The following is a 24,109-nucleotide window of genomic DNA, read 5'->3' as shown; positions in this document are numbered from 1 at the left end:
AAGAGGCATAGCGGGGCGGGTTTACCCCCTTCCTGCCGGAGTGCCCCATGCGCCGTCTTTCTGCCTGTGCCCTGATGCTGGCCGCCACCCCCGCGCTGGCCGCGGAGGACGACGCGCAAGTGTGGCTGGCGCAGCAATCGTTTCTCAACCTGAACCAGGACCTGGTGCTGTTCACCGACCTGCAACTGCGCCTGACCGACGATGCCGAGCGCGCCGGCCAGGCGATTGCGCGCGGCGCGCTGGGGGTAAAGCTGGATCGATCGACCACGGTGTGGGGCGGCTATGGCTATATCCGCACCGATCCGCTGGGCGGCCGGGTGACCCACGAGCATCGCGTGTTCGAGCAGGTGACCTGGCGCGCCTTTGGCGACGGGGCCGGCAATGGCACCACGCGCCCGACACTGACCGGACGGACGCGACTGGAACAACGCATGTTGGAAGGGCAGGGCGGCACCGGCTGGCGCCTGCGCCAACTGGTGCGCCTGGACGTGCCGCTGGGCAAACCGGGCACGCCGCAGGCGGTGGTCTGGGCCGAGCCGTTCGTGGGCCTCAACCGCACCGGGTGGGGCCAGAAATCGGGCTTCGACCAGTTGCGCGGCTTTGCCGGCCTGGCCGTGCCGCTGGCGAAGGGGATCAGCGTGGAGGCCGGCTACTCGGGCCAATACGTGTCCCGCCCGGCGCGCGAAGACCGGATGAATCACATTGCCAGCCTGTCGCTGATGATCCGCAGGTGATCGCGCGCGGGCTGGCCCATAACCAGGAGAGGCCCGCATGACGCACGATCTGAAAACAGGTGGCGCGCAAGGATACTTGCGCATCGCCACCGAAGAAGCCTTTGCCACGCAGGAACAGGTCGATGCCTATCTGCGCATGATCCGCGATGGCGAGGCGGACAAGGGCATGGTCTCGCTCTGGGGCTTTTATGCGCAATCGCCGTCGGAGCGGGCGGTGCAGATCATGGAGCGGCTGCTCGACTTGGGGCCGAGGCGCATTGCCGACATGGATGCCACCGGCATCGACAAGGCGATCCTGGCGCTGACATCGCCCGGCGTGCAGCCCTTGACCAACCTGGACGAGGCCAAGGCGATTGCCGCGCGCGCCAACGACCGGCTGGCCCAGGCGTGCGAGACCTATCCCGACCGCTTCATCGGGCTGGGCACGGTGGCGCCGCAGGACCCGGAATGGTCCGCCCGCGAAATCCATCGCGGGGCCAAGGAACTGGGCTTCAAAGGCATCCAGATCAACAGCCATACGCAAGGCCGCTATCTGGACGAGGATTTCTTCGATCCGATCTTCCGCGCACTGGTCGAAGTGGACCAGCCGCTGTACATCCACCCGGCAACCCCGCCCGATGCCATGATCGGGCCGATGCTGGAGGCCGGCCTTGACGGCGCGATCTTTGGTTTCGGCGTCGAAACCGGGATGCACCTGCTGCGGCTGATCACCATCGGCATTTTCGACAAGTATCCCAGCTTGCAGATCATGGTGGGCCACATGGGCGAAGCGCTGCCCTACTGGCTCTATCGCCTGGACTACATGCACCAGGCCGGGGTGCGTTCGCAGCGCTATGCGCGGATGAAGCCGCTCAAGAAGACCATCGCCGAATACCTGCGCTCCAACGTGCTGGTTACCAATTCGGGCATGGCGTGGGAGCCGGCGATCAAGTTCTGCCAGGAGGTGATGGGCGAGGACCGGGTGATGTATGCCATGGACTATCCCTATCAATACCTGGCCGACGAAGTGCGTGCGATGGATGCGATGGACATGACGCCGCAAACCAAGGCAAAGTTCTTCCAGACCAACGCGCAGCGCTGGTTCAAGCTGTAAGCCGGCACGACAAGAACAACGGGAGAGAGACGATGTACGCAGTGGCAGGGGCATCGGGGCAATTGGGGCGGCTGGTGCTGGCCGAACTGGTGGCGCGCGCGGGCGCGGCCCAGGTGGTGGCGCTGGCGCGCGATCCGGCCAAGCTGGAAGGCGCGGGCGTTGGCGCCCAAGTCTTGGGGCGCGTGGCCGATTACGACAAGCCCGAAACGCTGGCGCCCGCGCTGGCCGGGGTGGAACGGCTGCTGCTGATTTCGGGCAACGCCGTGGGCGCGCGCGTTTCGCAGCACAAGGCCGTGATCGATGCGGCCGTGGCGGCTGGCGTCAAGCTGATCGCCTATACCTCGATCCTGCATGCCGATACGTCCACCATCGGCCTGGCCGAAGAGCACAGGCAGACCGAAGCCTTGCTGCGCGCCAGCGGCGTGCCGTTCGTGTTGCTGCGCAACGGCTGGTATAACGAGAACTATACCGGCGCGCTGGCGCCCGCGATTGCCCATGGTGCGATCATCGGCGCCGCGGGCGAGGGACGCATCGCCAGTGCCACGCGGGCGGACTATGCGGCGGCGGCGGCCACCGCGTTGATCGGCGCGCGCGGGGGCGAGGTCTATGAACTGGCGGGCGACACCGCCTTTACCATGGCGGAATTCGCGGCAGAGGTTTCGCGCCTGGCGGGCAAGCCGGTGGCCTATGTCAACATGACCAAGGCCGATTATGCCGCTGCGCTAGAAGGCGTGGGCCTGCCCGGGTTCCTGGCGCAGATGCTGGCCGATTCCAGCTTTGAATCGAGCAAGGACCAGTTGTTCGATGCCAGCCGCACGCTCAGCGCATTGATCGGCCGGCCGACCACGCCGATTGGCGATACCATCGCTGCGGCGCTGGTCTGATCATGGCGGAATCCGGCGACGCGCCCAATCCTTCTGGCGTTCCCTCTCGCCTCATTGCCAAGGGCGGCTGGTATGCCCTGGTGCTGGTGGCGCTGACCAATGCGATGAGCCTGCTCGATCGCCAGATCCTGGCGATCCTGGCCCCGGCGATCAAGCAGGACCTGGGGGTGGGCGATGCGGAGATGGGCCTGCTCTACGGCACGGTCTTCGCGCTGTTCTACGCGCTGTTTTCGCTACCGGTCGGCCGTCTGGCCGATGGCTGGACGCGCACCCGGCTGCTGGGGATCAGCCTGGTGCTGTGGTCGGCGGCGACCGGGCTGGGTGGCCTTGCCACCAGTTTTGCCCTGCTTGCCCTCTCGCGCCTGGGCGTGGGGATCGGCGAGGCGGCGACCCAGCCGGCCGGCACATCACTGATCTATGATTTCTGGCCCAAGCATCGGCGCGGTTTCGTCATGGCGGTGATGGCCTCGGCCATTGCGCTGGGGCTGGGCGGCTCGCTGATCCTGGGCGGAGTGGCGGCGCAGGCCTGGACCGAACATTGGGCCGGCGGCGCGGCGCCCTGGGGCCTCAAGGGCTGGCAGTTCGCGTTTCTGGTGGCCGCCGCGCCCGGCTTTGTCCTGGCGGCCTTCGTCGGCACGATGAAGGAACCGGCACGCGGCGCCATCGACGGTCTGGCCGCGCCGGTCGATCCGCATCCGTTTCGTGCCAGCTTTGCCCTGTTGGGTGGGGTGACGCCGGGGCTGCACTGGATTGCCATGGCGCTGCGCCGCGTGCATCTGCGCGCACTGGGTTTCAACCTGGCAGCGCTGGCGGCAATCGTGGCGGTCATGGCGGGGCTGGCCGTGGTTTGCCGCGGCCTTTCGCTGCGCCCGCCGGTGCCGCTTGGCCCCGTCACCGTGGATGCCCACACCCTGCAATGGACAGTGATCGGCTTTGGCCTGTTCGTGCTGGTCAACCTGATGCAGCGGATGCGCGCCGATGATGCCCAGGCGTTTCGCGTGATCGCCGGATCACCCACGCTGATCATGGCGATTGCCGTGGGCACGCTGCAATCGGCGATCAACTATGGCATGATGGCATTCAATCCCAGCTTCCTGATCAAGACCTATCATCTTTCGATGAAGGACACGGCGTTGCAGTTCGGGCTGCTTTCGGCCGGGATGGGCATTGTCGGCCCGTTGATCTGGGGCCCCCTGGCCGATCTGCTGCACCGCCGCCTGCCGTCGTCGGGCCGGGCGATGGTGGCGCTGTTCGCCATGGGGGTTTCGCCCATCCTCTCGTTCTGGACGTACCTTTCACCCGATCCGGCCACGTTCTATTGGCACTTTGCGATCTACAGCCTGGTGCTGACGGGCTGGATGCCCCCGCTCTATGCGATCATGTACGATCAGGTGCTGCCGCGCATGCGCGGGATCACCGCCAGCCTCTATCTCTTGACCATGACTATCGTGGGCATGGGCATCGGGCCCTATGCGGTGGGGCTGATTTCCGACGCCACCGGCAACCTCACCCATGCGATGCTGACGATGAACGCGGTGGCCGTGCCGATCGTGGTGCTGATGCTGCTGATCGCGCGGCGTTCGGCGCGGGATGAGGCGGGATTGGTGGGGCGGTAACGGAAGTAGCACAAGGCTTCCACCACCCCCCGACCCCCCTCCTCTAAAGAGGAGGGGGAGTATAAACCAAAAGCCCCATCCTCTTTAGAGAAGGGGGTTGGGGGTGGTGGAAACCGCAATCAACGTCACAAAACCCGCCACACCCACAGCTTGATGCCCAGCGGATAGCGCGCGCCGCTGCAGATGAAGATCGACTGGTTCATCCACTCGTATTTGCCCAACGGCGCGATGAATTCGGGCACGGTGCGGAAATAGTATTCGGCCGGATCGACCTCTTCCCCCGCAGCCAGGCGCGCCATCACGTCGGGCGGGCCGCGGCGCAGGCCCTTGTTGCGGATCTGGATCAGCACGCCATCGTCGGTCTCGATGGCATAGAGCGCATCGGCCACGGTGACGCCGTCGGGCCGGGTGAGCTGCCAATCGGCCGAATTGCCCACCAGGCGACCCTGGATCAGCGGCCCTTCCACGCGCCCGCCGCCCACGATGGGGATGATGCGGCGGGTGCCGTCATAAGTCGGCCCGATCTGGCGCGGCGGTTCGAGTTCGCCGCTGGCCTCATAGACGAATTCCAGTTCGGGCTTGATCATGCGTGCTCTCCCATCGACCAGATAGTTATGCGGCATAGCATAAGGCGATCACGCCGCCAGGCCAATCTCGGCCGCATCGGCCCAGTTGCCGTGCAGGCCAAAGCGCAGGCGAATGGGAATGTGCACGGTGGCCAGCGGGCCGTTGGCGATGGCCTGGGCATCGAAGATCAACAGGTCGCTGCGCTGTTCTTCCAGCCGGTTGCACACTTGCACGATCCAGCCATCGCCCTCTGCGGCATCCTTGCTGCGCGGGATGAAGCACGGTTCCTGCAACGAAGAGACCGGGCCGCACCACCAGTGTTGCTCTTCTCCGCTAGCGAAATCCTTGTGGAACAGGCAATTCATCAAGAGGCCCCCGGCGCTGCCACCGCGCAGTTCCACGGGACGCTTCATGTCCATTTCCAGGAACCAGCCATGGCGCGTCTGGCGCCCGGCAAAGCGATCGTCGATGCGCGGGAATTCGCACGCCGTGTCCGACAGGCGATCGATCGCGGCAAAGTCCTCGCCGTTGCTGGCCAGGTCCACCACCCAATCGGTGGGATAGCTCATTGCCTCGCGCCCGTTGAACGGGGCGCCGTGCACGTCGGGAAAGAACGGGAACATGTTGTTCTTCGCCTCGCACGTCAGGAAGTGGATCTTGCTGCCTTCCTGCCAGGCGTTGAGCACATGGCTGGCAAAGCAGTTGTCGCGCTTGAACCAGCGGATGTCATCCTGGGTCACGCCATCGCGGCGCGGGATCACGCCCAGGTACACTGGCTTGGTGGTGTCGAAGCCGAAGTGCGGCAGCCCTGCTTCCAGCCGTTCCCAACTGCCGATCGAGGGGATGATGTGCAGCACCAGGTAATCCTGGGTGATGCCGAAATCGTGCATCATGCAGTAATAGGGAACCTTGAACCACACCTCGCGCACCAGTTCGCCGCTCGGGCTTACTTCCATGTACGTCACGTCATCGGTGCACAGGCCGCTGGCGGCATAGCCGATCGCCACCATGTTGCCCGTGGCCGGATCGATCTTGGGATGGGATGTGAAAGTCTGCCCGGTCATCTTGCCGCCGAACTTTTCAAAGCCGATGGTTTCCATGCTGGCCGGGTCCATCAGCAGGGCGGGGCTGTCTTCCTTCATCGCCCACAGCTTTCCGGCGTAGATGAAGGCGTTGGTGTTGGCGGTGGAGCGGATCTGCCCCTTCACGCTCTCGTCATCGGTCAAGGGATTGCGATAGGCGCCGAACAGGCCCTTGCCGGCCGCCTTCTCCAGCTTCCACTTGTCGGTCTGGGCCCAGCGCTGGCGAAAATCCACCTGGCCATCGTGAATGTGGAAGCGGGTGATCATGCCATCGCCATTGAAGGCAATGTCATCGCCCAGACGCGGGGGGAATTGCGGGTCTGGCTGAACGCGGTAAAACGCCCCGTTCAGTTCGCGGGGAATTTCGCCTTCGTGGGCCAGGTCGGCGATGTCGGCTTCGATCCGCGACGGGGTGTTGAAGCCGGTGAAGCTGGGCGAAGCGGGAAAGTGAGACACTGGCATCCTCCTGCTGGTATTGTATGGTTGGCTAACAATTGCGCTCTTCTGATGCGCAAGGCAATGGGGAGCAGGCATTGATCAAGGACAAGTTTGCCGATGCGGTGACGCCGCCCCCGGGCGAAGAAGCCGATATCGGCGAAATCAACGGAATCCTGGGCTTTCACATCCGCCTGGCGCATGGCGCGTGCCTGCGCCATTTCACCGAAACCTTCACCGAGCTGGACCTGACGCAGAAGCAGGTTTCGGTGTTGTGGCTGGTGGACGATCACCCCGGTATCGCGCAGACCGACCTGGCGCAGCGCCTGCGGATGGACCGCGCCACGACCATGGCGATCATCAACCGGTTGCAGGCCAAGCACTTCCTGCGGCGCGATCGATCAGCCGAGGATGGCCGCAAGCAGGCGCTGTTCCTGGAACCGCAGGGCCAGATCATGCTATCGCGCGCCAAGCACGCGATTGCCGAGCACGAAGCCTGGGTTAAGCGCCATTTTTCCGACAAGGAAGTGAAGCTCCTGCTGGAACTGCTGGCGCGCATTCACGAGTAGCCAGATCGTTTCGGCATGTTATAAAGCATAGCAATAATACGCCAGCCGGGCCTGTGGGAGAGAACCGATGTTGAACGATCCGCGCGAAGTGATTCGCCAATCGCCCATGGGGCTGCGGCAGTGGATTGCCGTCACCTTGATGATCGCGCTCAATGCGCTCGACGGGTTCGATGTGCTGTCCAGCGCCTTTGCCGCGCCCGGCATTTCCAAGGAATGGGGCATCGGCCGCGACGCGCTGGGCGTGGTGCTGTCGATGGAACTGATCGGCATGGGCTTTGGCTCGATCGTGCTGGGCGGCGCGGCAGACCGGTTTGGCCGGCGGCCCACGGTGCTCGGTTGCCTGGTGGTGATGGCGCTGGGAATGGGCCTGGCGACCACGGCGAGCAGCCCGGTCACGCTGGGCTTGTGGCGCTTGCTCACCGGCCTTGGCATCGGTGGCATGCTCGCGGCGATCAACGCGGTGACGGCCGAGATTTGCAGCACCAAGGGCCGCAGCCTGGCGATGTCGCTGATGGTGATCGGCTATCCCATCGGTGCCACGGTGGGCGGCACGATTGCCGCCCTCCTGCTCAAGAGCGGCGATTGGCGCGTGGTGTTCGAATTTGGCGCGATCGCCACGGTGGTGTTCATCCCGCTGGTCTGGTTCCTGGTGCCTGAAACGCCGGCGTGGTTCCTGGTCAGCCGCCCGGCCGATGCCCTGGCGCGGGTCAACCGCTCGCTGGGTGCACTGCGCCTGCCTGCCGTGCATGCGCTGCCTCCGGTGGAAACCGGCGCGGCCAAGTCCAGCCTGTTCGACATTTTCCGGCCGGGCCTGGTCGGCACCACGCTGCTGCTGACGCTGGGCTATTCGCTCCACTGCATCACGTTCTATTACATCCTGAAGTGGAGCCCCAAGATCGTGGCCGATTTCGGCTATACCCAGCCGCAGGCAGCCAGCGTGCTGGTGTGGGCCAATATCGGCGGGGCGATCGGCGGTGGACTGTTCGGGTTCCTGATGCACCGGTTCGGCATCAAGTGGCCGACGATCGCCATGCTGCTGGCCGGTACCGTGGCGGTTTCGCTGTTCGGCCTGGGGGCAGACAGCCTGGTCGGCTGGCGCGTGGCGGTGTTCTGCACCGGGTTTACCACCAATGCCGCGATCGTCGGGTTCTATTCCGCGTTTGCCCAGGGCTTTCCGGCCAAGGTGCGCGCCACGGGCACCGGCTTTGCCATCGGCGCGGGGCGGATCGGCGCGGCCGGCTCACCCATCCTGGCGGGCGAACTGTTCCATGCCGCGCAATTGCCGCTGCTGACCGTGTCGATCATCATGGGGCTGGGCTCGCTTGGCGCGGCGGCCACGCTGCTGGCGCTGCGCCTGCGCGAGGCGCACTGACGGGGGCGCAACTGGGGTCAGGCGAGGATGCTTACATCAGCAAGCCGGGCCCCAGCAGCGTCAGGATCTTGACGTCGATCGCCATGCCTTCCGCCCGGCGGGCGGCGACATAGCCGGCAATATCGTCCAGCGGCGCGTGGTGCACGGTGATGCCTTCGCCCTCTACCCCGCCGCCGGCCGAAACCCGCGTCAGGCCATGGGCACGGAACAGGGTAAAGCTTTCCGAGACCATGCCGGGGCTGGACCAGAATTCGCCCAGCGCTTCCATGCGGGTGGCGCGATAGCCGGTTTCTTCTTCCAGTTCGCGTGAGGCGGCAAGGCTCGCGTCTTCGTCCTGGCTGCTATCGTCATCGCCGATCAGGCCGGCGGGCAATTCCAGGCAGGGGCGGCCCAGCGGCACGCGGAACTGTTCCACCAGGATCACGTCGCGCGCTTCGGTCATCGCCAGGATTACCGCCGCGCGAATGTTGCGCGCGCGGCTGACATATTCCCAGCGGCCGCGCGTTTTGGCGGCAATGAAGCGGCCTTCCCAAGGCGTTTCCTCGGGATTGTCGCGGAATTCGTCTTCAAGGCTCATAGCAGGATCGGTCCGTCGGGCAGTTCGTTGCGGTCATCCGCCAGGGCCGGGGCGGCTTGGGCGAGCACGGCGCCGATGCGCTCGATCGCCGCGACCATGCCATCGCCCAGGCGCCCCTCGCGCAAGGGCGCCAGCAGGGCCGCCATGGCATCGCCCCACACTTCCGGGCTGACATGGTCGGCAATCGCGCGGTCGGCGATGATCTCGGCCTTGCGCTCGGCCAGCGAGACATAGAGCACCACGCCGGTGCGCCCGGTGGTGCGGCTTTCCGCGCCCAGGCGAAAGGCAGTGAGGGCACGGGCGTGGACGCGGGCGCGCTTGATGGGCGCCGGGGTGAGCCACAGGCGCAGGCGATGCCACTGCAGGATCGCGAGGCTGGCGGCGAACTTGACCACCGCCACGGTGAGGGCGAGGCCGAAATAGGCACGCGCGCTCCATTCCGTGGCCCACAGGCCCAGCACGCGATCGACCAGCGCCACGTAAAACGCAGGGGTGGCTTCCAGCGCGGCGAGGGCCAGGAACGCGATGAACACCGACCAGGCCAACGCCACGTCGGTGTAAGGGTCTGACTGCGCGGATACGACGGTCACGATCTCGCCCGCCGTGTCGCGCTCGGCCTGGGCCACGGCGGCCGCGATGCGGGCACTGTCATCCTGGGTCAACAGCATGTCACCAATCCCCCGAAGCGCCACCGCCGCCAAAACTGCCACCGCCGCCGGAGAAGCCGCCGCCACCACCGCCGCCCCAGTCCGATCCGCCGCCAAAGCCGGAACCGCCACCGCCGCCGCCCCATCCGCCGCTCGGGAAGATGAACACGCCGGGCCCGCCGCCGCCATAGCGGCGCCCGCCGCCCCGCATGGCGCGCAGGAACGGCAGGACGAAGAACAGGCCGAAGATCACCAGGAACACCACGGTGCCCGCGTCGAAGTGCGGCTCGTTGGCCTTCTTCTGCGCCTTGGCCGCCTGTGCCGCCACCTGGCGCGCCTGATCCTCGGGCAGCTTGAGCTGGGCGATCAGCTGGTCGGTGGCCGCGTTGATGCCGCCGGCGTAATCGCCCGCCTTGAAGCGCGGCACGATTTCGCGCTGGATGATCACTTCCGAAAGCGCGTCGGTCAGGATGCCTTCCAGGCCATAGCCCACCTCGATCCGCACTTTGCGCTGGTTGGGCGCGACGAGCAGGATCGCGCCATCGTTGCGCTGCTTGTCACCCAGGCCCCAGGCGCGGCCCAGGCGATAGCCATAATCCTCGATCTCTTGCCCTTGCAGATCGGGCACGGTGGCCACCACCAACTGGCGCTGCGACTGCTGTTCCAGCGCGGCCAGCTTGGCATCGAGGGCCTGTACCTGTTCGGGCGAAAGCAGGTGCGCGTCGTCCACCACGCGGCCGGTCAGCTGCGGAAACGTCTGCGCCCAGGCTGGCGTGGCGAAGATCGCCAGCACCAGCAGGGCAAGGGCGGCCCAGCGCTGTACGAAGTGCCGTTTCACCGGCTTAATTGAAATTGACCTTGGGCGCTTCGTCGGCCCCGGGCGTCGTGGCCTGGAACGGCACCATCGGCTTGGCACCATAGATCACCTTGGCGCCGATCACCGCCGGGAACGTGCGGATCGTGGTGTTGTAGGATTGCACCGCGTCGTTGTAATCGCGGCGGGCCACGGCGATGCGGTTTTCGGTGCCCTCAAGCTGGCTTTGCAGGGCCAGGAAATTCTCGTTGGACTTGAGATCGGGATAGGCCTCGACATTGGCCATCAGCCGGCCCAGCCCCTGCGACAGCTCGCCCTGCGCCTTCTGATAGGCGGCAACCTTGTCGGGGTCGGAAAGGTCGGCCGCCGTGATCTGGACCGAAGTGGCCTTGGCGCGGGCCTCGGTCACTTTCACCAGGGTGTCCTGTTCTTGGCGGGCATAGCCCTTTACGGTGGCCACCAGGTTGGGCACCAGATCGGCACGCCGCTGGTACTGGTTCTGCACATCGGCCCACTTGGCCTTCGCATTTTCCTCGGCCGTGGGAATCGAGTTGACCCCGCAGCCGGCAAGGCTTGCCGCTGCCACGGCAGCAAGGGCGAAGCGGGGCAGAAAACGATTGAAGAGGCGGGACATGGATCGATCCTCGTTGCAGATGCGCTGATGACATAGCGCTGCGACGTTGCGGATCAAGGGCAGCGCAACGTCGTTGGTCGAACTGTAAAGCAATTACCTTGGCGCTTGCCGCCCGGCAGGGGTGGTGGCAATCATCCGCGACGACCTGGTTAAGAAGGGGAAATGGGCCGTGGCCATTCTCGACGAATTCAAGACTTTTATCGCCCGTGGCAACGTGCTCGATCTGGCGGTCGGTGTCATCATCGGCGGCGCCTTTGGCAAGATCGTGACCTCGCTGACCGAAAGCATGATCATGCCGGTGGTGGGTTTCGTCACCGGCGGCGTGGATTTCACGCGCTATTTCGTGCGCCTGGGGCCGATCCCGGCAACGTTCAAGGGCGATCCCGACAACTATGCCCAGCTCAAGGCTGCGGGCGTGCCGATGATCGGCTATGGCGATTTCATCACCCAGGCGGTCAATTTCCTGATCGTGGCCTTCATCATCTTCCTGATCGTGAAGCTCGCCAATTCGCTGATCCGCAAGCACGAGGAAAAGCCCGCTGCGCCCGAAGCGCCCAAGGGACCGAGCGAAGTGGACCTGCTGATCGAGATCAGGGACGCGCTCAAGGCCAAGGGGTGAAGCACGGTTGGGCGCGGGCTCGGGGTCGGTTCGGGACAGGCCCTTCGACAGGCTCAGGGCGAACGGGGTTGGGTTTTCCATTCCGAATTGCCCCGGCCTGAGCGTGTCGAAGCCGGTTTCCTCGCGCCCTCTTCCCATTGCGGAAGGAATCCCTATATGGGGCTCTGCCGGGTTTGACCCGGCTATGGCGATAAACTGCGGCGTACAATAGGCGCAGCGGACCCGGGGGCGGTACCCGGCGGCTCCACCACCTCTCTCGCGCATGCGGGGCAGATGACGGGGCCGAACTAGGATCGACGTGTGTTGAAAAGCGCTGTTTTCGCCCGGGCTGAGTAACCCGTTAAAGGCTCAAAACCAACAAGTGCCAACGACAACGAAGCACTTGCTCTCGCCGCGTAACCTGACGGCCTAACGGCCTGATCTTACAAAGCGAAAGCGCGGCTGGACACGCCGGTCAACAGAAGTGATACCAGCGGCCCGGGGGGTGCCGGGCAACAGAAATCCCCCCACCTTCCTTCATTTTCGCCCGCTTTGGCCCGGCCCATTTCAGCCTGGCCCAGATCAGCCTGGCCCAGATCAGCCGGGCCCAGATCGGCCAGGCCCAGATCAGCCAGGCATCGTCTCGGCCGAGCATTCGGCTGCGGCCTCGGTTTCCTGGCGCCGCGCCGCGCCGATTGCCTGCGCGCGCTTGCGCCAGCCAGGGCGGCTATAGGCGATCGCGCTCATCGCCACGGCGGCCAGCGAACCCACCGGGAAAGCCAGCCACAGTGCATCGGCGCCGATCGAGGGATAGGCCAGGTGGTAGAACCCCAGCCGCGCCGGGAACATCGCGATGGCCAGGACGACCAGTGGCGCCATGACCACGCCGCCCGCGCGCATGGTGCCGAACAGCATGATCGTCATCCCGAACAGGATATAGCTCCAGCTGGCGAGCAGCTGGATGTGGCGTGCCATGTCCACCGCCGGGCTGGTCGAGCCCAGGAAAAGCACCAGCACCGGTCGGTCGAAGGCAAGCAGCAGCGCGGTCATCGTGCCGGTGACCGCGAAATTGAGAATGAGACCTGCGCGCGTGATCCGGCCCAGCCGATCGACCAGGCCGGCGCCGATCGATTGGGCCGCCATGGCGCTGAGCGCAGCGGAAATGGCCATCGCCGGCATCTGCAGGTAGGTCCACACCTGGAGCGAGGCGCCATAGGCCGCGCTGGTGACCGAACCTTCGCGGTTGACCAGGCCCAGCATGATGATCCCGGCGCCCGACACGATCAGCATCTGCGCGCCCATCGGCAGGCCCTTGGTGACGATATAGCGCAGCTCGTCCATGCGGGGCAGCAGATAGCCCAGTTCCGCCCCGCGCAGCCGCAGCGGCAGGTTGCGGGCATAGGCATAGAGCACCAGGACCACCATCGAGACATAGGACGAAATGGCCGTGGCGAGCGCCGAGCCGGCAATGCCCATGGCCGGGATCGGCCCCAGCCCGGCGATGAACACAGGGTTGAGCCCGCAATCGAGCACGACCGAGACGATCATGAAATAGAGGCTGGTCTTGGCATCGCCCGCGCCGCGCAGGCCCATCGAGATCATCACCGAAATCATCGTGGCCGGCAGCGCCACGAAGATCACCCGCAGATAGGCGAGCGCGAAGGCAAAAATGTCTGCCGGGGTGGACATGATGCGCAGCAATGCCGGCGCGCCGAGCCAGCCGGCTGTGGCCACGATGATCGCCAGGCCCACGCAAAAGCCCACTGCCGTGCCGAACGTGCGCCGTGCCGCATCGACATTGCCGGCGCCGAACGACTGCCCGACTTTCACCGTGGCGGCCATGCCGAAGCCGAACACGGCGGCAAAGACCAGGAACATCACGACGTTGGCATTGGCCGTGGCGGCCAGCGCCGAATCGCCCAGCAGGCGGCCGACCCAGATGGCGTTGATCGAGCCGTTGAGCGACTGGAGGATATTGCCCACCAGCGTGGGCATCGAAAACAGCATGAGCGTTTTCAGAATCGGGCCACGCGTAAGATCGCGCGCCCCGGGCCCGCCAGGAGCGGTGTTGCCTTGCGGACCTGCCATGGTGTTCAATCCTTGTTGCGCAAGGCGGCCAGGGCCGCGAAAGGCCCGCTGGCGTCATCGCCGGCGAGGTTGTGTTCGGCGCGCGCCTTGTCGGCCAGCGGCCCTTCGGCAAAGGGGTCGATCGCCAGCGCCAGGCTTTGCGCCACCGCCTCGCCCAGGTCGAAGGTCAGGCCGCTGTAGGGAATCTCGTCGCACTCGTCGGCGGTGATCTCGATTTCCTCTTCCGCGGACACTTCGATCTGGCTTTCCGGCACGAAGCGCAAGTGCAGCGCCTCGTTGATGCGGACCGGGAAATCCTCGCCTGAAATGGCGCAGGCCTGCTGGATGGCCGCGGTCAACCGGCCATCGGCGCGCACCACCGGTCCATCGGCAGTGAGCTTGACCTCTGCCCGCATCGTCTCGATCGCCGAAATGGCAAAGCGCGCGGCCAGGCGGCGGCGCTCGTCGGCATCGGGTTCGAGCACCACCGGCGCGTCACCGATCTGGCGCAGATCGATCCAGCGGGTGAATTCGTGGGTGTCGCTCATCGTCCAATCTCCGCGGCCAGAACCCTGTCGGCCGGCACCAGCGCGAGCCCGGCGGCAAAGGCGCGGGCGCGGCGGGCCAGGGGGAGGGGATCTGTACCGTCCTGCAATGTCATGTTGCGGGCAAGCGCGGCGGCAAGGGCCTGCTCGCCTGCGTCCAGGCCGTCGCGATAGGCGCCCAGGCGGCCGCCCAGCGTGCCCATCAACTTGCCGATATGCTTGCCCACCATCAGATCGCCCACGCCGCTTTCGCGCAGCTGGCCATCCATGTCTTCCACAAACAGTTCGGTCAACCATACCGATGGCTGGACCAGCCCGGGATCGCGCTCCATCCGCAAGAGCACGATGGAAAGCACCAGGGTGATCATGTCGAACCGGCCGGCGACGCTGTCGGCCACGCCGCATGCCGCATACCATTCCTTTTCGCGCGCGATTTCCACCACGCGGTGCCACAGCGGGCGGGCGGCATCGCGATCATCGCGGGTCTGGCCCAGAAGGCGGGCGAGCAGGGACATGGTGCGTGGCATCCTTTGGTTCGTTGTGGCAGCGCCAGGCGCGGCCAATTTGCGCAGCCCGGCGCAAACCGGCACGCCGCCATTGCGGACAACCCGTTTCGCCCCTAAGGCTTGCGCGGATATAGGGCGCTGCAGCGCGAAGGCAAAGTGGGCCTTTGTGCGTTGTGCCGGCGGGGGTTCCCGGCCAGGTGGTGCCGGGTGTTCCCGCAGTGGGTCGTATTTGGAGTGATGGAATGCGCGAGAATCGGATGGCCCTGAAAAGCGCTGCGCTGGCAGGTCTTGTCGTGCTGGTCAGCGGCTGTGCCAGCATCCGCGACCATCGTGGGTTCCAGATGGACAAGGCGCTGACCGATTCGGTGCAGCCGGGCGTGGACAACCGCAATTCGGTGGAACGCGCGCTGGGCCAGGCCACGTTCAAGAGCCAGTTCGGCCCGCAAAGCTGGTATTACGTTTCGGTCGACACCCGGCAACGCCCGTTCAAGCGCCCGCGCACCACCAGCGAGCAGGTGCTGAAAGTGAACTTTGACACCGCCGGCAATGTCAGCACTGTCGATCGCGTGAATCTCACCCGTGTGCCCACGATCCACCCGGTGCGCGAAGCGACGCCCACGCTGGGCCGCCATCGCAGCTTCTTCCAGGATCTGTTCGGCAACATCGGCGCTGTCGGCGCCATGCCCACGGGCACCGGTGGCACCGGCCAGGGCCGTGGCCCGACCGGCTCGGGCCCGAACGGCAGCTGATCGGTCTGGGCCGTTCGGGCTGTGGCTTGAACGGCCGGCCGGCGATCCCATATCGCCGGGATGGACGATAGCAAGGCGAGCCACGGCCTGGTCCAGTGGCACGGCACCACGATCATCGGGGTGAAGAAGAACGGCCGTACCGTGATCGCGGGTGACGGCCAGGTTTCCATGGGCAACACGGTGATGAAGCCCAATGCCCGCAAGGTGCGGCGCATTGGCGATGGATCGGTGATCGCCGGCTTTGCCGGGGCGACGGCCGATGCCTTTACCCTGTTCGAGCGGCTGGAGCGCAAGCTGGAGCAGCATCGCGGCCAGTTGATGCGCGCCGCGGTGGAACTGGCCAAGGACTGGCGCACCGACAAATACCTGCGCAACCTGGAAGCGTTGATGATCGTGGCCGACGCCAGCACGCTGCTGGTCTTGACCGGCAACGGCGACGTGCTGGAGCCCGAAGGCGGCATCACCGCGATCGGTTCGGGCGGCAACTATGCCCTGGCGGCCGCGCGCGCGGTGGATGCCTATGAAGACGATCCCGAAAAGATTGCCCGCCGCGCGATGCAGGTGGCGGCGGAAATCTGCGTGTTCACCAACGACCGCGTGACGGTTGAGGAAATCTGATGCTCGACAGTCTTACCCCCAAGGCCATTGTCCGCGCGCTGGACGAACATATCGTGGGCCAGGCCGATGCCAAGCGCGCGGTGGCCGTGGCGCTGCGCAACCGCTGGCGCCGGCAGCGCCTCTCGCCCGATCTGCGCGACGAGGTTTCCCCCAAGAACATCCTGATGATCGGGCCGACCGGCTGCGGCAAGACCGAGATCAGCCGCCGCCTGGCGCGGCTGGCCGATGCGCCATTCGTGAAAGTGGAAGCGACCAAGTTCACCGAAGTGGGCTATGTCGGCCGCGATGTGGAACAGATTGCCCGCGACCTGGCCGAAGAAGCGATCCGCCTGGAAAAGGACCGCCGCCGCGAAGCCGTGCGCGATGCCGCCAGCAAGGCCGCGATGGACCGCCTGCTCAAGGCCCTGGTGGGCGACGGCGCCAGCGAGGCGACGCGCGAAAGCTTTCGCCAGCGCTTGAGCGAAGGCGCGATGAACGAGGTGGAAGTGGAAATCGAGGTGGAGGACGCGCCTGCCGCCCCGATGGAAATCCCCGGCCTTGGCGGCAATGTCGGCATGATCAACCTGTCGGACATGATGGGCAAGGCATTCGGGCGCAACCAGCTCAAGCGGCGCAAGATGCGCGTGGCCGATGCCTGGGACAAGCTGGTGGACGAAGAGTCCGAAAAGCGCATGGACCAGGATGACGTGGCCCGCGTGGCGCTGCAGAACGCGGAAACCAACGGCATCGTGTTCATCGACGAGATCGACAAGATCGCGGTGTCCGATGTGCGCGGCGGTTCGGTCAGCCGCGAAGGCGTGCAGCGCGATCTGCTGCCGCTGATCGAGGGCACGACGGTTGCCACCAAGTATGGCCCGATGAAGACCGACCACGTGCTGTTCATCGCCTCGGGCGCGTTCCACGTGGCCAAGCCATCGGACATGCTGCCCGAATTGCAGGGCCGCCTGCCGATCCGGGTGGAGCTGAAGGCGCTGACCGAGGACGATTTCGTGCGCATCCTGGCGGAAACGCGCGCCAACCTGGTGGAACAGTACCGCGCGCTGCTCGGCACCGAGCAGGTCACCCTGGATTTCACGCCCGAGGCCGTGCGCGCGATTGCCCGCACTGCCGCGCAAGTGAACGAAAGCGTGGAGAACATCGGCGCCCGGCGGCTGCAGACCGTGATGGAAAAGCTGCTGGAGGAAGTGAGCTTTGACGCCGAAGACCGGGTCGGCACCACCGTGACGGTGGACGAGGCCTATGTGGCAGACCGCTTGGCCGGCCTGGCCGGCAACGCCGACCTGTCGAAGTACATCCTGTGACCAGATGGCAGCGCCAGCCCTCAGTGGGCGGGCGCTGCTGTCGTTTGCACCAGCGGATCGGGGCCGCCGAACGCGCGCAGCGGGCGGCGTAGGGCTAGCAGCAGGACCCCGGCCACCGCCGGAATCGCGGCCGTCACCAGCCAGAACAGCGGCGGGCTGACGCGCGTGTACCAGCCGCCCATCGGCCCGCTGATCAGGCTGGCCACCGCCACCGACATCATGTCCATCCCGATCAGCGTACCGCGCCAGCGCTCTGGCGCGCGCGCCGCGAACGTTGCGTGCATGACCGGGGCAAAGAACATCGCCCCCAGGTTGGACAGCAGGTGGAACGCCACTGGCAGCCAGATCGTGCCCCGCGTGTTGGTGGGCACCAGCGCCAGCAACAGGGTGGACCCGGCGAAGATCAGGCAGCCCGTGGCAAGCTTGCCCAGGCTGTCGGATTCGGCCTGGCGCAAAGCCTGCCAGCGCCACAGCAGGATCAGCAAGGGCGCCTCGAACGCGGGGGCAAGCCCGTCAAGCGATTGCAGCCAGGGGATCGGCACAGCAAAGCCGCCCACGACCATGTCGATATGGTCGCGCACCCACAGGCTGTAGACATTCCAGACTTGTGCCTGGGCGGTCCAGAACGCCACGCTGAACGGCCAGACCAGGGCCAGCAGCCATATATTGCGCTTTTCCGCCGCAGTCAGCTGCCGGGCCGGGCCGGCCTGGAGCGGCGGCACTTGCGCGGGCAGGTGCCGCGAGCCGGCCAGATACCACACCAGGCCGGCCAGCATGCCCACGCCCGCCACGGCAAACCCGGCGTGCCAGCCATAATACTTGGCCATCGTGCCACTGGCGATCGGCGCGATGAAGGCGCCCACGTTGATCGCGAAAGTATAGACCTGGAACGCATCGCCCAGCCGGCGATCCCCGGCGGCATAGAGCGCGCGAATCTGTGGCATCAGGTTGCCGCGCAACAGCCCGGCGCCGATCACCAGCAGGACCAGCGCCATGAGGAACGTGGCATCGAACGCCATGGCGAAATGGCCCGCCGTCATCGTCAGCGCGCCCAGGCTCACCGCCGCGCGCCGGGGCATGACCCTGTCGCCGATCCATCCGCCCACCAGCGGCAGGAACGTGATCGCCGCGAAATAGAGCGCGAACGTCTGCGTGGCGAGTTGCGTCACGTTCATCGGGCCCAACACGTGCTCCAGCCCGGCGCGATAGCCGGCAAAGCCGATGACGTGCTCCACCCGGCCGGGCAGCAGCAATTCGCCCGTCATGTAGAGCACCAGCATGGCGACCATGCCATGCCAGGAAATGCGATCCCACAGTTCGGTGCCAGCCAGCACCCACAGCCCCCTTGGATGGTCGAGCAACGCGCGCTTTTCGGGGATCGGGGCGGCAATTGCGTCGGGGCTGGCGATCGGTTCCATGCGCGCATCTGGTGCCGCCAAATGCCGGGGCTGGCAAGCGCACGCCCGCGTGATACACCGCAGGCCATGCATGAAACGCCCGACAATCGCCCGATCTATCGCCTGCTCACCGGCAAGGACGACCGCGCCTTTTGCGAGCGCGTGTCCGAAGCCCTGGCCCAGGGCTGGCGGCTCTATGGCTCACCCTCGATCACGTATGATGGCGGCATGGACTGCATCAAGGTGGCGCAGGCCGTGGTCTGGCACGAGGCCGATGTGGTGAAGTAAGTGTGCGCTGGGCTGCCACGCCCGGAGCCCCGCGCAACCCTGAACCTGGCGCGCGTTACTCTGCCGCCTGGCCCAGTTCCTCGCCCTCGGCCGCCTGGCGCGCCCACATTTCGGCATAAAGGCCGGCGCGGCGCAGCAGGTCGGTGTGGCCGCCCTGTTCCACCAGGCGGCCCTGGTCGATCACCAGGATCGTGTCGCTGTCGGCAATGGTGGAAAGCCGGTGCGCGATCGACAGCGTGGTGCGGCCCCCCGCCACATCGCGCAAGGTGCCCAGGATGTCCTGCTCGGTGCGGGTGTCGAGCGCGCTGGTCGCCTCGTCGAACAGCAGGATCGGCGGGTTCTTCACTAGCGTGCGGGCAATCGCCACGCGCTGCTTTTCCCCGCCCGACAGTTTCAGGCCGCGTTCGCCCACTTCGGTGTCGAGCCCATGGGGCAGACGCGCAATGAAATCGGCAATCGCCGCCCCGCGCGCGGCGGCTGCCACGTCGTCTGCGGTGGCGCCTTCGCGGCCATAGGCGATGTTGTAGCCGATGGTGTCGTTGAACAGCACCGAATCCTGGGGCACGATGCCGATCGCGGCGCGCAGGCTTGCCTGGGTGACCCCGGCAATGTCCTGCCCATCGATCAGGATACGGCCCGAACGCGGATCGTAGAACCGGAACAGCAGGCGCGCGATGGTGGACTTGCCCGCGCCCGACGGCCCGACGATGGCCACGCGGCTGCCGGCCGGTACTTCGAACGACAGGCCATGCAGGATCGTGCGGTCGGGATCATAACCGAACACCACGTTGTCGAACGTGACCGAAGGGCGCCGGACCACCAGCGCCGGCGCGCCGGGCTTGTCGGCCACTTCCACCTGGGTGTCGATCAGGCGGAACATCTCGGCCATGTCGATCAGCCCCTGGCGGATCGTGCGATAGACCATGCCGAGCATGTCGAGCGGGCGGAACAGCGTGGTGAGATAGGATTGCACGAATACCAGTTGCCCGGCGGAATAGCGCCCGTGCCACCAGCCCCAGACCGTATGGGCGAGCGCGAAGGCCATCAGCAGGTTGGTCACGAGCGCCTGCACGATGTTGAGCAAGCCCAAGCTGTTCTCGCTGGTGACGGCGGCATCGGCATAGGCGCGCGCGGCTTGGCCATATCGGGCCTCTTCGCGCTTTTCGGCGCCGAAATACTTGACTGTTTCGTAGTTGAGCAGCGAATCTACCGCGCGCGACAGGGCCTGACCGTCGAGTCGGTTCATCCGCTCGCGCAAGTGGCTGCGCCATTCGGTGATCGTGCGCGTCAACCAGATATAGGCTGCCACCGCCAAAGCCGTAGACGCCACCAGTTCCCAGCCGAAATTGAGCCAGAAGATCAGTGCTACGCCGATCAACTGCAAGACCGTCGGCGCGATGTTAAACAGCATGAAATAGAGCATCGTGTCGATGCTCTTGGTCCCGCGCTCGATCGTCTTTGTCACTTCGCCGGTGCGCCGCGCCAGGTGAAAGCGCAAGGACAGGCGGTGAAGCTGGGCGAAGACATGCTCTGCTAAGGCGCGCGTCGCATCTTGGCCGACTGGCTCGAATGCGACGTTGCGCAAGTTGTCGAACACCACCCCGGCAAAGCGCCCGGCGGAAAAGCCCAGCACCGTCCACATCGCCAGCATGCCCAGCCGTGGACCGGTGGCGTTCATGGCATCAACCGCCCATTTCAACAAATAGGGCAAATACATCTGCATGCCGGTCGATGCCAAGATAAGTATGCTGGCGATTACGATACGCCGGCGCAGACCAGGATTATCGGCCGGCCAAAGGTAGGGCAGGAAGCGCTTGAGCGTGCCCCAGCCAGCGTGCTTTTGCACCGGGCGGGCACCGGGTTCGGTGGGTTTTTCGGGCGGCATCGCCCCCACATAGGCATTTTGTCTGCAGATGCCAGACGGCATCGGCGGTTTGCGTGCCGCCCGGAAAAGCGGCCTAACGCGCGGCGAGTGCCGGCGCCGGTGCCGGGGTGAAATCGAACATCACCTTGCGGCGGGCAAAATCGATGGCGACTTTCTGGAACGCGCTCAAATCACGCATGCCCAGCAGCAGCGCAGGGCGGCGGTTGAGCCGCAGGTGGGCAAAGGCCGGGGCATCGGCAAAGGCGAACGTCAGGTTGTTGATATCCATACCGCCGATGCGCATGGTGCGGGCATGGCCCACGTCGGCGGCGATGCTTTGCCCGGTCACCGCGACAAGGCGGGCCTGCTGCACCACCCCCTGCCGCGATAGCGCGCGTTGTAGCGCGCGGTTGCCGATCGAGACGTCCGATCCGGTGTCGATCATCACATCGGTGCGCACGCCATCGACCGTCGCTTCGGTCATGATCAGCTGGCCCGAGCGGCGGCGGGCGGTGACCACGATGTCATAGCTGTCTGCCTGGGGTACATCGGGCGCGGCATTGCCGATCATCAGGCGGTTGGCGGCAAAATCGATCGTGATGCGCTGGTCTTGCAAGCCATCGAGACCCACGATCCCCTCAGCCTCCAGATCCGCGCCGTCGACCAGCGGCGCTTCCAGTCCGGCAAAGCGGCGCGTGCCGAGCGAAATTTCCGCAACCTTCACCAGGTCGACGTCTTCCAGTCCCGCCACGCTCACCAACCGGGCGCGGCCGCTGGGCTCAAGGCCTAGCACTTGCGCGGTCTGCCGTGTCAGCACGGTGCGCTCCGCCCCGGTATCGACCAGGAAGGCAAACGGCCCCGCGCTGCCGATCGTCACCGGCACGGTAAGCCGGGCACGGGCATCGTGGCTTAACCGGATTTCTTCCATCGGGGGCTGGATATCGGGCATCAGTGCCGCGGGCGCGGGGGCAGATGGCGCGGTTTGCGCCGACACCGGCAGGGCCGCCGCCGCAAGGGCCAGCAGGCCAAGCGTGCCGGCAACCTTGGGGGCCAGCATCGTCATGGTTCTTGTTCCTCTCCGCCACGCAGGTTACGCCTGCTTGAACGGCAGCGCCATGGCTTATTTCAATGCTGCATTGCGAATTTTTCGCCCGTTTTCAGCCCGAAACGGTCTGTTTGCGCCAGGGCAGGGCGGCCATGATCTCGCCCAGCAGGCCCAGGACTTCGCCCAGCAGCGGATGGCGGGTGATGCGCATCACCAAAAGCCAGCACAGGATGCCGGCGGCCACCATGCTGGCCGCCTGGCCCAGGCTGCACGCCGCCGGCCCCGCCCACAGCGCATAGCTGGCCAGCAGCGGCGCCACGGCGGCCAGCGTGGCAGCCAGGCTTTGAGCATAGATGCGCAGCAGGTCGCGCCAGGCAAAATCGAGCATGGCGCGCATGAACGGCGCATAGATCGCCATCCACAACAGCCCATGGACAAAGCGCGAGATCGCGACGGGCACCAGGCCAAAGGGCGCGGCGGCCATGATCATGCCCACCGACAGCACCGTTTCGGCCACATTGCGATGGATCAGGCCGCGCTTGCGGCCCAGCAGCAACGGCAGATCGGCATTGAGCGGCAAGGAGATATAGCACAACTGCGCCAACGCCACCCACAGTAGCAGCGGGGCGGCCGCCACCCAGCGCGGGCCATAGAGCGCGAGGATCAGCGGCTGCGCCAGCGTGGCAATGCCCGCCATCGCCGGCCAGGTCACGCCGGTATAGGCTGCCACCACGCGCAAGTAGGGCGGCCCCAGCGGATCGCCCTGGTCGCGCACGCGGCGGAACGCGGGATAGAACACCCCGGTTACGGCGCCGGCCACCAGCATGCGCAATTGCAGGGCCAGGCCAGACGCCCGGGCAAACAGGCCCACGGCGGTGTTGTCGATCAAGCGGCCGATGACCAGTTCGGGCGCGCGGGCGGTGATCGAATAGCAGGTGGAGAGCACCGAATTGGTGCCGCCCAGTTCCAGCACCGGCCGTGCGCCTTTCAGCCGCAGCGGCCAGGGCACCATCAATCCCGCGCGCCACTGGCTCACCACCAGGCGCGCACCCTGCTGGGCAAAGGCGCCCCAGGCCAGCGCCAGCGCGCCATGGCCCAGCACTGCCAGCGTGACGGCCGCCGCTGCGTTGGCGATGGAAGAGCCCACCTCGATCATGGTGTTGGACTTGTAGTCCATGCGCCGCTGGCACGTGGCCTGCGGCACGATCGACAGCGGTACCAGCAGATACGACGATGCCACCACCAGCAGGACCGGCAGCAGCGCCGGATCGCCATAGAACCGTGCGACCGGTACCGCGCAGGCCAGTGCCAGCAGGGCAATGCCCCAGGCAAAGATCACGGAAATGGTGAACGCGGTCTGGAGCTTTTCGGGCGTCAGGTCGCGCTCGCCGTTGACATAGCGCGCCACGCCGAAATCCTGGAGGAACGCGACGATCGTGACCGCGGCGAAGGCGATCGAAAACAGCCCCAATTGCGCCGGGGTGATGAACCAGCGTGCCAAGACGACGCTGGTCGCAAACTGGATCGCGAAAGACGCATATTGCGATACCAGCGCCCAGGCGGCGGCCGTGCGCACGGACATTTCCGGTGGCGGGCTGCCGGTGGCCGGATGCGGGCGGCGGGAGTTTGTCGTGCTCATGCCGCGTGCCGCAGCAGCGTGGCCGCCGCCTGCGCCGCGCGCAACGGTCGCCCGGCCCGCAGCATGCGCAGCGCGGCCCGCCACAGGCGCGGCTGCGCACCCACGTCGGCAATATGGCCGGCCAGCACGGGCCATGCTTCGCCCGCCAGGCGATCGGGCGCATAGATCAGCCGGTCGATCATGCGCTGGCGCACATAGGCCGCGCTGCCCGCGCCGAACACCGCATCGAGCGCGTCGATTTCGGGCAGGGTGGCCAGGCTTGCGGTGGGATCCTGCCCGGTTTGCTGGCGCGCGCGGTGGGCTAGCCAGGCAATCGCGGCGTTGCGCGCCTGGGTCACCACATGGCGCGTGCTGACCTGGCCGGGCGTGATGCGATAGGCCAGCAGGCATTCGGGCAGATTGGCCATGCGCGTGCGGCCGGCCAGGCGCAGCCACAAGTCATAATCCTCGGCATGAAGATAGACCGCG

General features: G+C 66.1%; 25 protein-coding genes and 1 other RNA gene (1 of these 26 cut by a window edge). 12 read left to right on the top strand and 14 right to left on the bottom strand.

Going from position 1 to position 24,109, the window contains the following annotated elements:
• Positions 1–47 precede the first annotated feature (47 nt).
• From R9J51_RS00165 to R9J51_RS00150, 4 genes are read left to right on the top strand one after another with little or no spacing between them, the layout of a single operon-like run.
• Positions 48–734 carry a DUF2490 domain-containing protein gene (locus R9J51_RS00165; RefSeq protein WP_179505520.1) on the top strand — a complete coding sequence of 229 codons (687 nt, stop codon included), beginning with the start codon at positions 48–50 and terminating at the stop codon, positions 732–734.
• A gap of 37 nt (positions 735–771) precedes the next feature.
• The gene (locus R9J51_RS00160) at positions 772–1,827 is read left to right on the top strand and encodes an amidohydrolase family protein (RefSeq protein ID WP_179505519.1); all 1,056 of its coding nucleotides are present in this window, start codon (positions 772–774) and stop codon (positions 1,825–1,827) included.
• A 32-nt stretch (positions 1,828–1,859) separates the two neighbouring features.
• A complete protein-coding gene (locus R9J51_RS00155; RefSeq protein ID WP_179505518.1) occupies positions 1,860–2,711 on the top strand; it encodes an NAD(P)H-binding protein in 852 nt (283 codons plus the stop codon).
• Between the two features lie 2 nt (positions 2,712–2,713).
• Positions 2,714–4,327 carry an MFS transporter gene (locus tag R9J51_RS00150; RefSeq protein ID WP_168556511.1) on the top strand — a complete coding sequence of 538 codons (1,614 nt, stop codon included), beginning with the start codon at positions 2,714–2,716 and terminating at the stop codon, positions 4,325–4,327.
• 125 nt (positions 4,328–4,452) lie between these two features.
• Here the strand turns inward: R9J51_RS00150 and R9J51_RS00145 are convergent, their stop codons facing one another.
• Together R9J51_RS00145 and R9J51_RS00140 are read right to left on the bottom strand one after the other, a co-directional pair.
• Positions 4,453–4,914: a DUF3237 domain-containing protein gene (locus R9J51_RS00145; protein WP_168556512.1), complete on the bottom strand. Its 462-nt coding sequence runs from the start codon at positions 4,912–4,914 to the stop codon at positions 4,453–4,455.
• A gap of 48 nt (positions 4,915–4,962) precedes the next feature.
• Positions 4,963–6,432 (bottom strand): carotenoid oxygenase family protein, encoded by a 1,470-nt coding sequence (locus R9J51_RS00140; protein WP_168556513.1) that lies wholly within the window; start codon positions 6,430–6,432, stop codon positions 4,963–4,965.
• Positions 6,433–6,509: 77 nt separating this feature from the next.
• On the opposite strand from R9J51_RS00140, the gene R9J51_RS00135 reads away from it, so the two are divergent.
• Entirely contained in the window at positions 6,510–6,980 is a 471-nt protein-coding gene (locus R9J51_RS00135; protein WP_168556514.1) for a MarR family winged helix-turn-helix transcriptional regulator, read from the top strand.
• A gap of 67 nt (positions 6,981–7,047) precedes the next feature.
• The gene (locus R9J51_RS00130) at positions 7,048–8,352 is read left to right on the top strand and encodes an MFS transporter (RefSeq protein ID WP_168556515.1); all 1,305 of its coding nucleotides are present in this window, start codon (positions 7,048–7,050) and stop codon (positions 8,350–8,352) included.
• A 31-nt stretch (positions 8,353–8,383) separates the two neighbouring features.
• Here R9J51_RS00130 and R9J51_RS00125 read toward each other — a convergent pair whose 3' ends face one another.
• From R9J51_RS00125 to R9J51_RS00110, 4 genes are read right to left on the bottom strand one after another with little or no spacing between them, the layout of a single operon-like run.
• Positions 8,384–8,929: an NUDIX hydrolase gene (locus R9J51_RS00125; protein WP_179505517.1), complete on the bottom strand. Its 546-nt coding sequence runs from the start codon at positions 8,927–8,929 to the stop codon at positions 8,384–8,386.
• Positions 8,926–9,597, bottom strand: coding sequence for a TPM domain-containing protein (locus R9J51_RS00120; RefSeq protein ID WP_169476555.1), 672 nt, complete (start codon positions 9,595–9,597; stop codon positions 8,926–8,928). The genes R9J51_RS00125 and R9J51_RS00120 overlap by 4 nt, the downstream gene beginning before the upstream one ends.
• A 1-nt stretch (position 9,598) precedes the next feature.
• On the bottom strand, positions 9,599–10,414 hold the full coding sequence (locus R9J51_RS00115; protein ID WP_432787721.1) for a TPM domain-containing protein: 816 nt from the start codon (positions 10,412–10,414) through the stop codon (positions 9,599–9,601).
• Positions 10,415–10,418: 4 nt separating this feature from the next.
• Positions 10,419–11,024 (bottom strand): LemA family protein, encoded by a 606-nt coding sequence (locus R9J51_RS00110; RefSeq protein ID WP_169476553.1) that lies wholly within the window; start codon positions 11,022–11,024, stop codon positions 10,419–10,421.
• Between the two features lie 169 nt (positions 11,025–11,193).
• Here R9J51_RS00110 and mscL point away from each other — a divergent pair, with 169 nt between their 5' ends.
• Positions 11,194–11,643 (top strand): large conductance mechanosensitive channel protein MscL, encoded by a 450-nt coding sequence (gene mscL, locus R9J51_RS00105; protein WP_168556584.1) that lies wholly within the window; start codon positions 11,194–11,196, stop codon positions 11,641–11,643.
• Between the two features lie 127 nt (positions 11,644–11,770).
• Positions 11,771–12,115: a transfer-messenger RNA gene (gene ssrA, locus R9J51_RS00100) on the top strand.
• A gap of 134 nt (positions 12,116–12,249) precedes the next feature.
• On the opposite strand, the gene R9J51_RS00095 is transcribed toward ssrA, so the two are convergent.
• From R9J51_RS00095 to R9J51_RS00085, 3 genes are read right to left on the bottom strand one after another with little or no spacing between them, the layout of a single operon-like run.
• Positions 12,250–13,710: an MATE family efflux transporter gene (locus R9J51_RS00095; RefSeq protein ID WP_168556520.1), complete on the bottom strand. Its 1,461-nt coding sequence runs from the start codon at positions 13,708–13,710 to the stop codon at positions 12,250–12,252.
• A 5-nt stretch (positions 13,711–13,715) separates the two neighbouring features.
• Entirely contained in the window at positions 13,716–14,237 is a 522-nt protein-coding gene (locus tag R9J51_RS00090) for a YceD family protein (RefSeq protein ID WP_168556521.1), read from the bottom strand.
• Positions 14,234–14,749, bottom strand: coding sequence for a ubiquinol-cytochrome C chaperone family protein (locus R9J51_RS00085; protein ID WP_168556522.1), 516 nt, complete (start codon positions 14,747–14,749; stop codon positions 14,234–14,236). Before R9J51_RS00085 ends, R9J51_RS00090 begins: the two co-directional genes overlap by 4 nt.
• Before the next feature lie 233 nt (positions 14,750–14,982).
• Between R9J51_RS00085 and R9J51_RS00080 the strand changes: the two genes are divergently transcribed.
• From R9J51_RS00080 to hslU, 3 genes are read left to right on the top strand one after another with little or no spacing between them, the layout of a single operon-like run.
• Complete coding sequence (locus tag R9J51_RS00080) at positions 14,983–15,489, top strand: outer membrane protein assembly factor BamE (RefSeq protein WP_168556523.1); 507 nt, start codon at positions 14,983–14,985, stop codon at positions 15,487–15,489.
• Between the two features lie 60 nt (positions 15,490–15,549).
• Positions 15,550–16,107: an ATP-dependent protease subunit HslV gene (hslV, locus tag R9J51_RS00075; protein ID WP_168556524.1), complete on the top strand. Its 558-nt coding sequence runs from the start codon at positions 15,550–15,552 to the stop codon at positions 16,105–16,107.
• Positions 16,107–17,408 carry an ATP-dependent protease ATPase subunit HslU gene (hslU, locus tag R9J51_RS00070; protein WP_169476549.1) on the top strand — a complete coding sequence of 434 codons (1,302 nt, stop codon included), beginning with the start codon at positions 16,107–16,109 and terminating at the stop codon, positions 17,406–17,408. Before hslV ends, hslU begins: the two co-directional genes overlap by 1 nt.
• Positions 17,409–17,428: 20 nt before the next feature.
• On the opposite strand, the gene R9J51_RS00065 is transcribed toward hslU, so the two are convergent.
• Complete coding sequence (locus tag R9J51_RS00065; protein WP_179505516.1) at positions 17,429–18,826, bottom strand: MFS transporter; 1,398 nt, start codon at positions 18,824–18,826, stop codon at positions 17,429–17,431.
• A gap of 66 nt (positions 18,827–18,892) precedes the next feature.
• Between R9J51_RS00065 and R9J51_RS00060 the strand changes: the two genes are divergently transcribed.
• The gene (locus R9J51_RS00060; RefSeq protein WP_168556527.1) at positions 18,893–19,093 is read left to right on the top strand and encodes a DUF1737 domain-containing protein; all 201 of its coding nucleotides are present in this window, start codon (positions 18,893–18,895) and stop codon (positions 19,091–19,093) included.
• A 55-nt stretch (positions 19,094–19,148) separates the two neighbouring features.
• On the opposite strand, the gene R9J51_RS00055 is transcribed toward R9J51_RS00060, so the two are convergent.
• From R9J51_RS00055 to R9J51_RS00040, 4 genes are all read right to left on the bottom strand, one after another.
• On the bottom strand, positions 19,149–20,978 hold the full coding sequence (locus tag R9J51_RS00055; RefSeq protein WP_179505515.1) for an ABCB family ABC transporter ATP-binding protein/permease: 1,830 nt from the start codon (positions 20,976–20,978) through the stop codon (positions 19,149–19,151).
• 73 nt (positions 20,979–21,051) lie between these two features.
• Positions 21,052–22,020 carry an aspartyl protease family protein gene (locus tag R9J51_RS00050; protein ID WP_169476546.1) on the bottom strand — a complete coding sequence of 323 codons (969 nt, stop codon included), beginning with the start codon at positions 22,018–22,020 and terminating at the stop codon, positions 21,052–21,054.
• A gap of 94 nt (positions 22,021–22,114) precedes the next feature.
• On the bottom strand, positions 22,115–23,641 hold the full coding sequence (locus R9J51_RS00045) for an oligosaccharide flippase family protein (RefSeq protein WP_169476545.1): 1,527 nt from the start codon (positions 23,639–23,641) through the stop codon (positions 22,115–22,117).
• Positions 23,638–24,109, bottom strand: the 3' end of a protein-coding gene (locus R9J51_RS00040; protein WP_432787715.1) for a glycosyltransferase. It continues 533 nt past the right edge of the window; only the last 472 of its 1,005 coding nucleotides appear in the window; its start codon lies off the right edge, out of view; it ends in the stop codon at positions 23,638–23,640. The genes R9J51_RS00045 and R9J51_RS00040 overlap by 4 nt, the downstream gene beginning before the upstream one ends.

The sequence above is a fragment of the Novosphingobium rhizosphaerae genome, from assembly GCF_050920675.1.
GTDB lineage: Bacteria > Pseudomonadota > Alphaproteobacteria > Sphingomonadales > Sphingomonadaceae > Novosphingobium > Novosphingobium rhizosphaerae.
The sequence above is the reverse complement of the archived record's forward strand: the minus strand, read 5'-3'. Positions and strand labels throughout refer to the sequence as shown.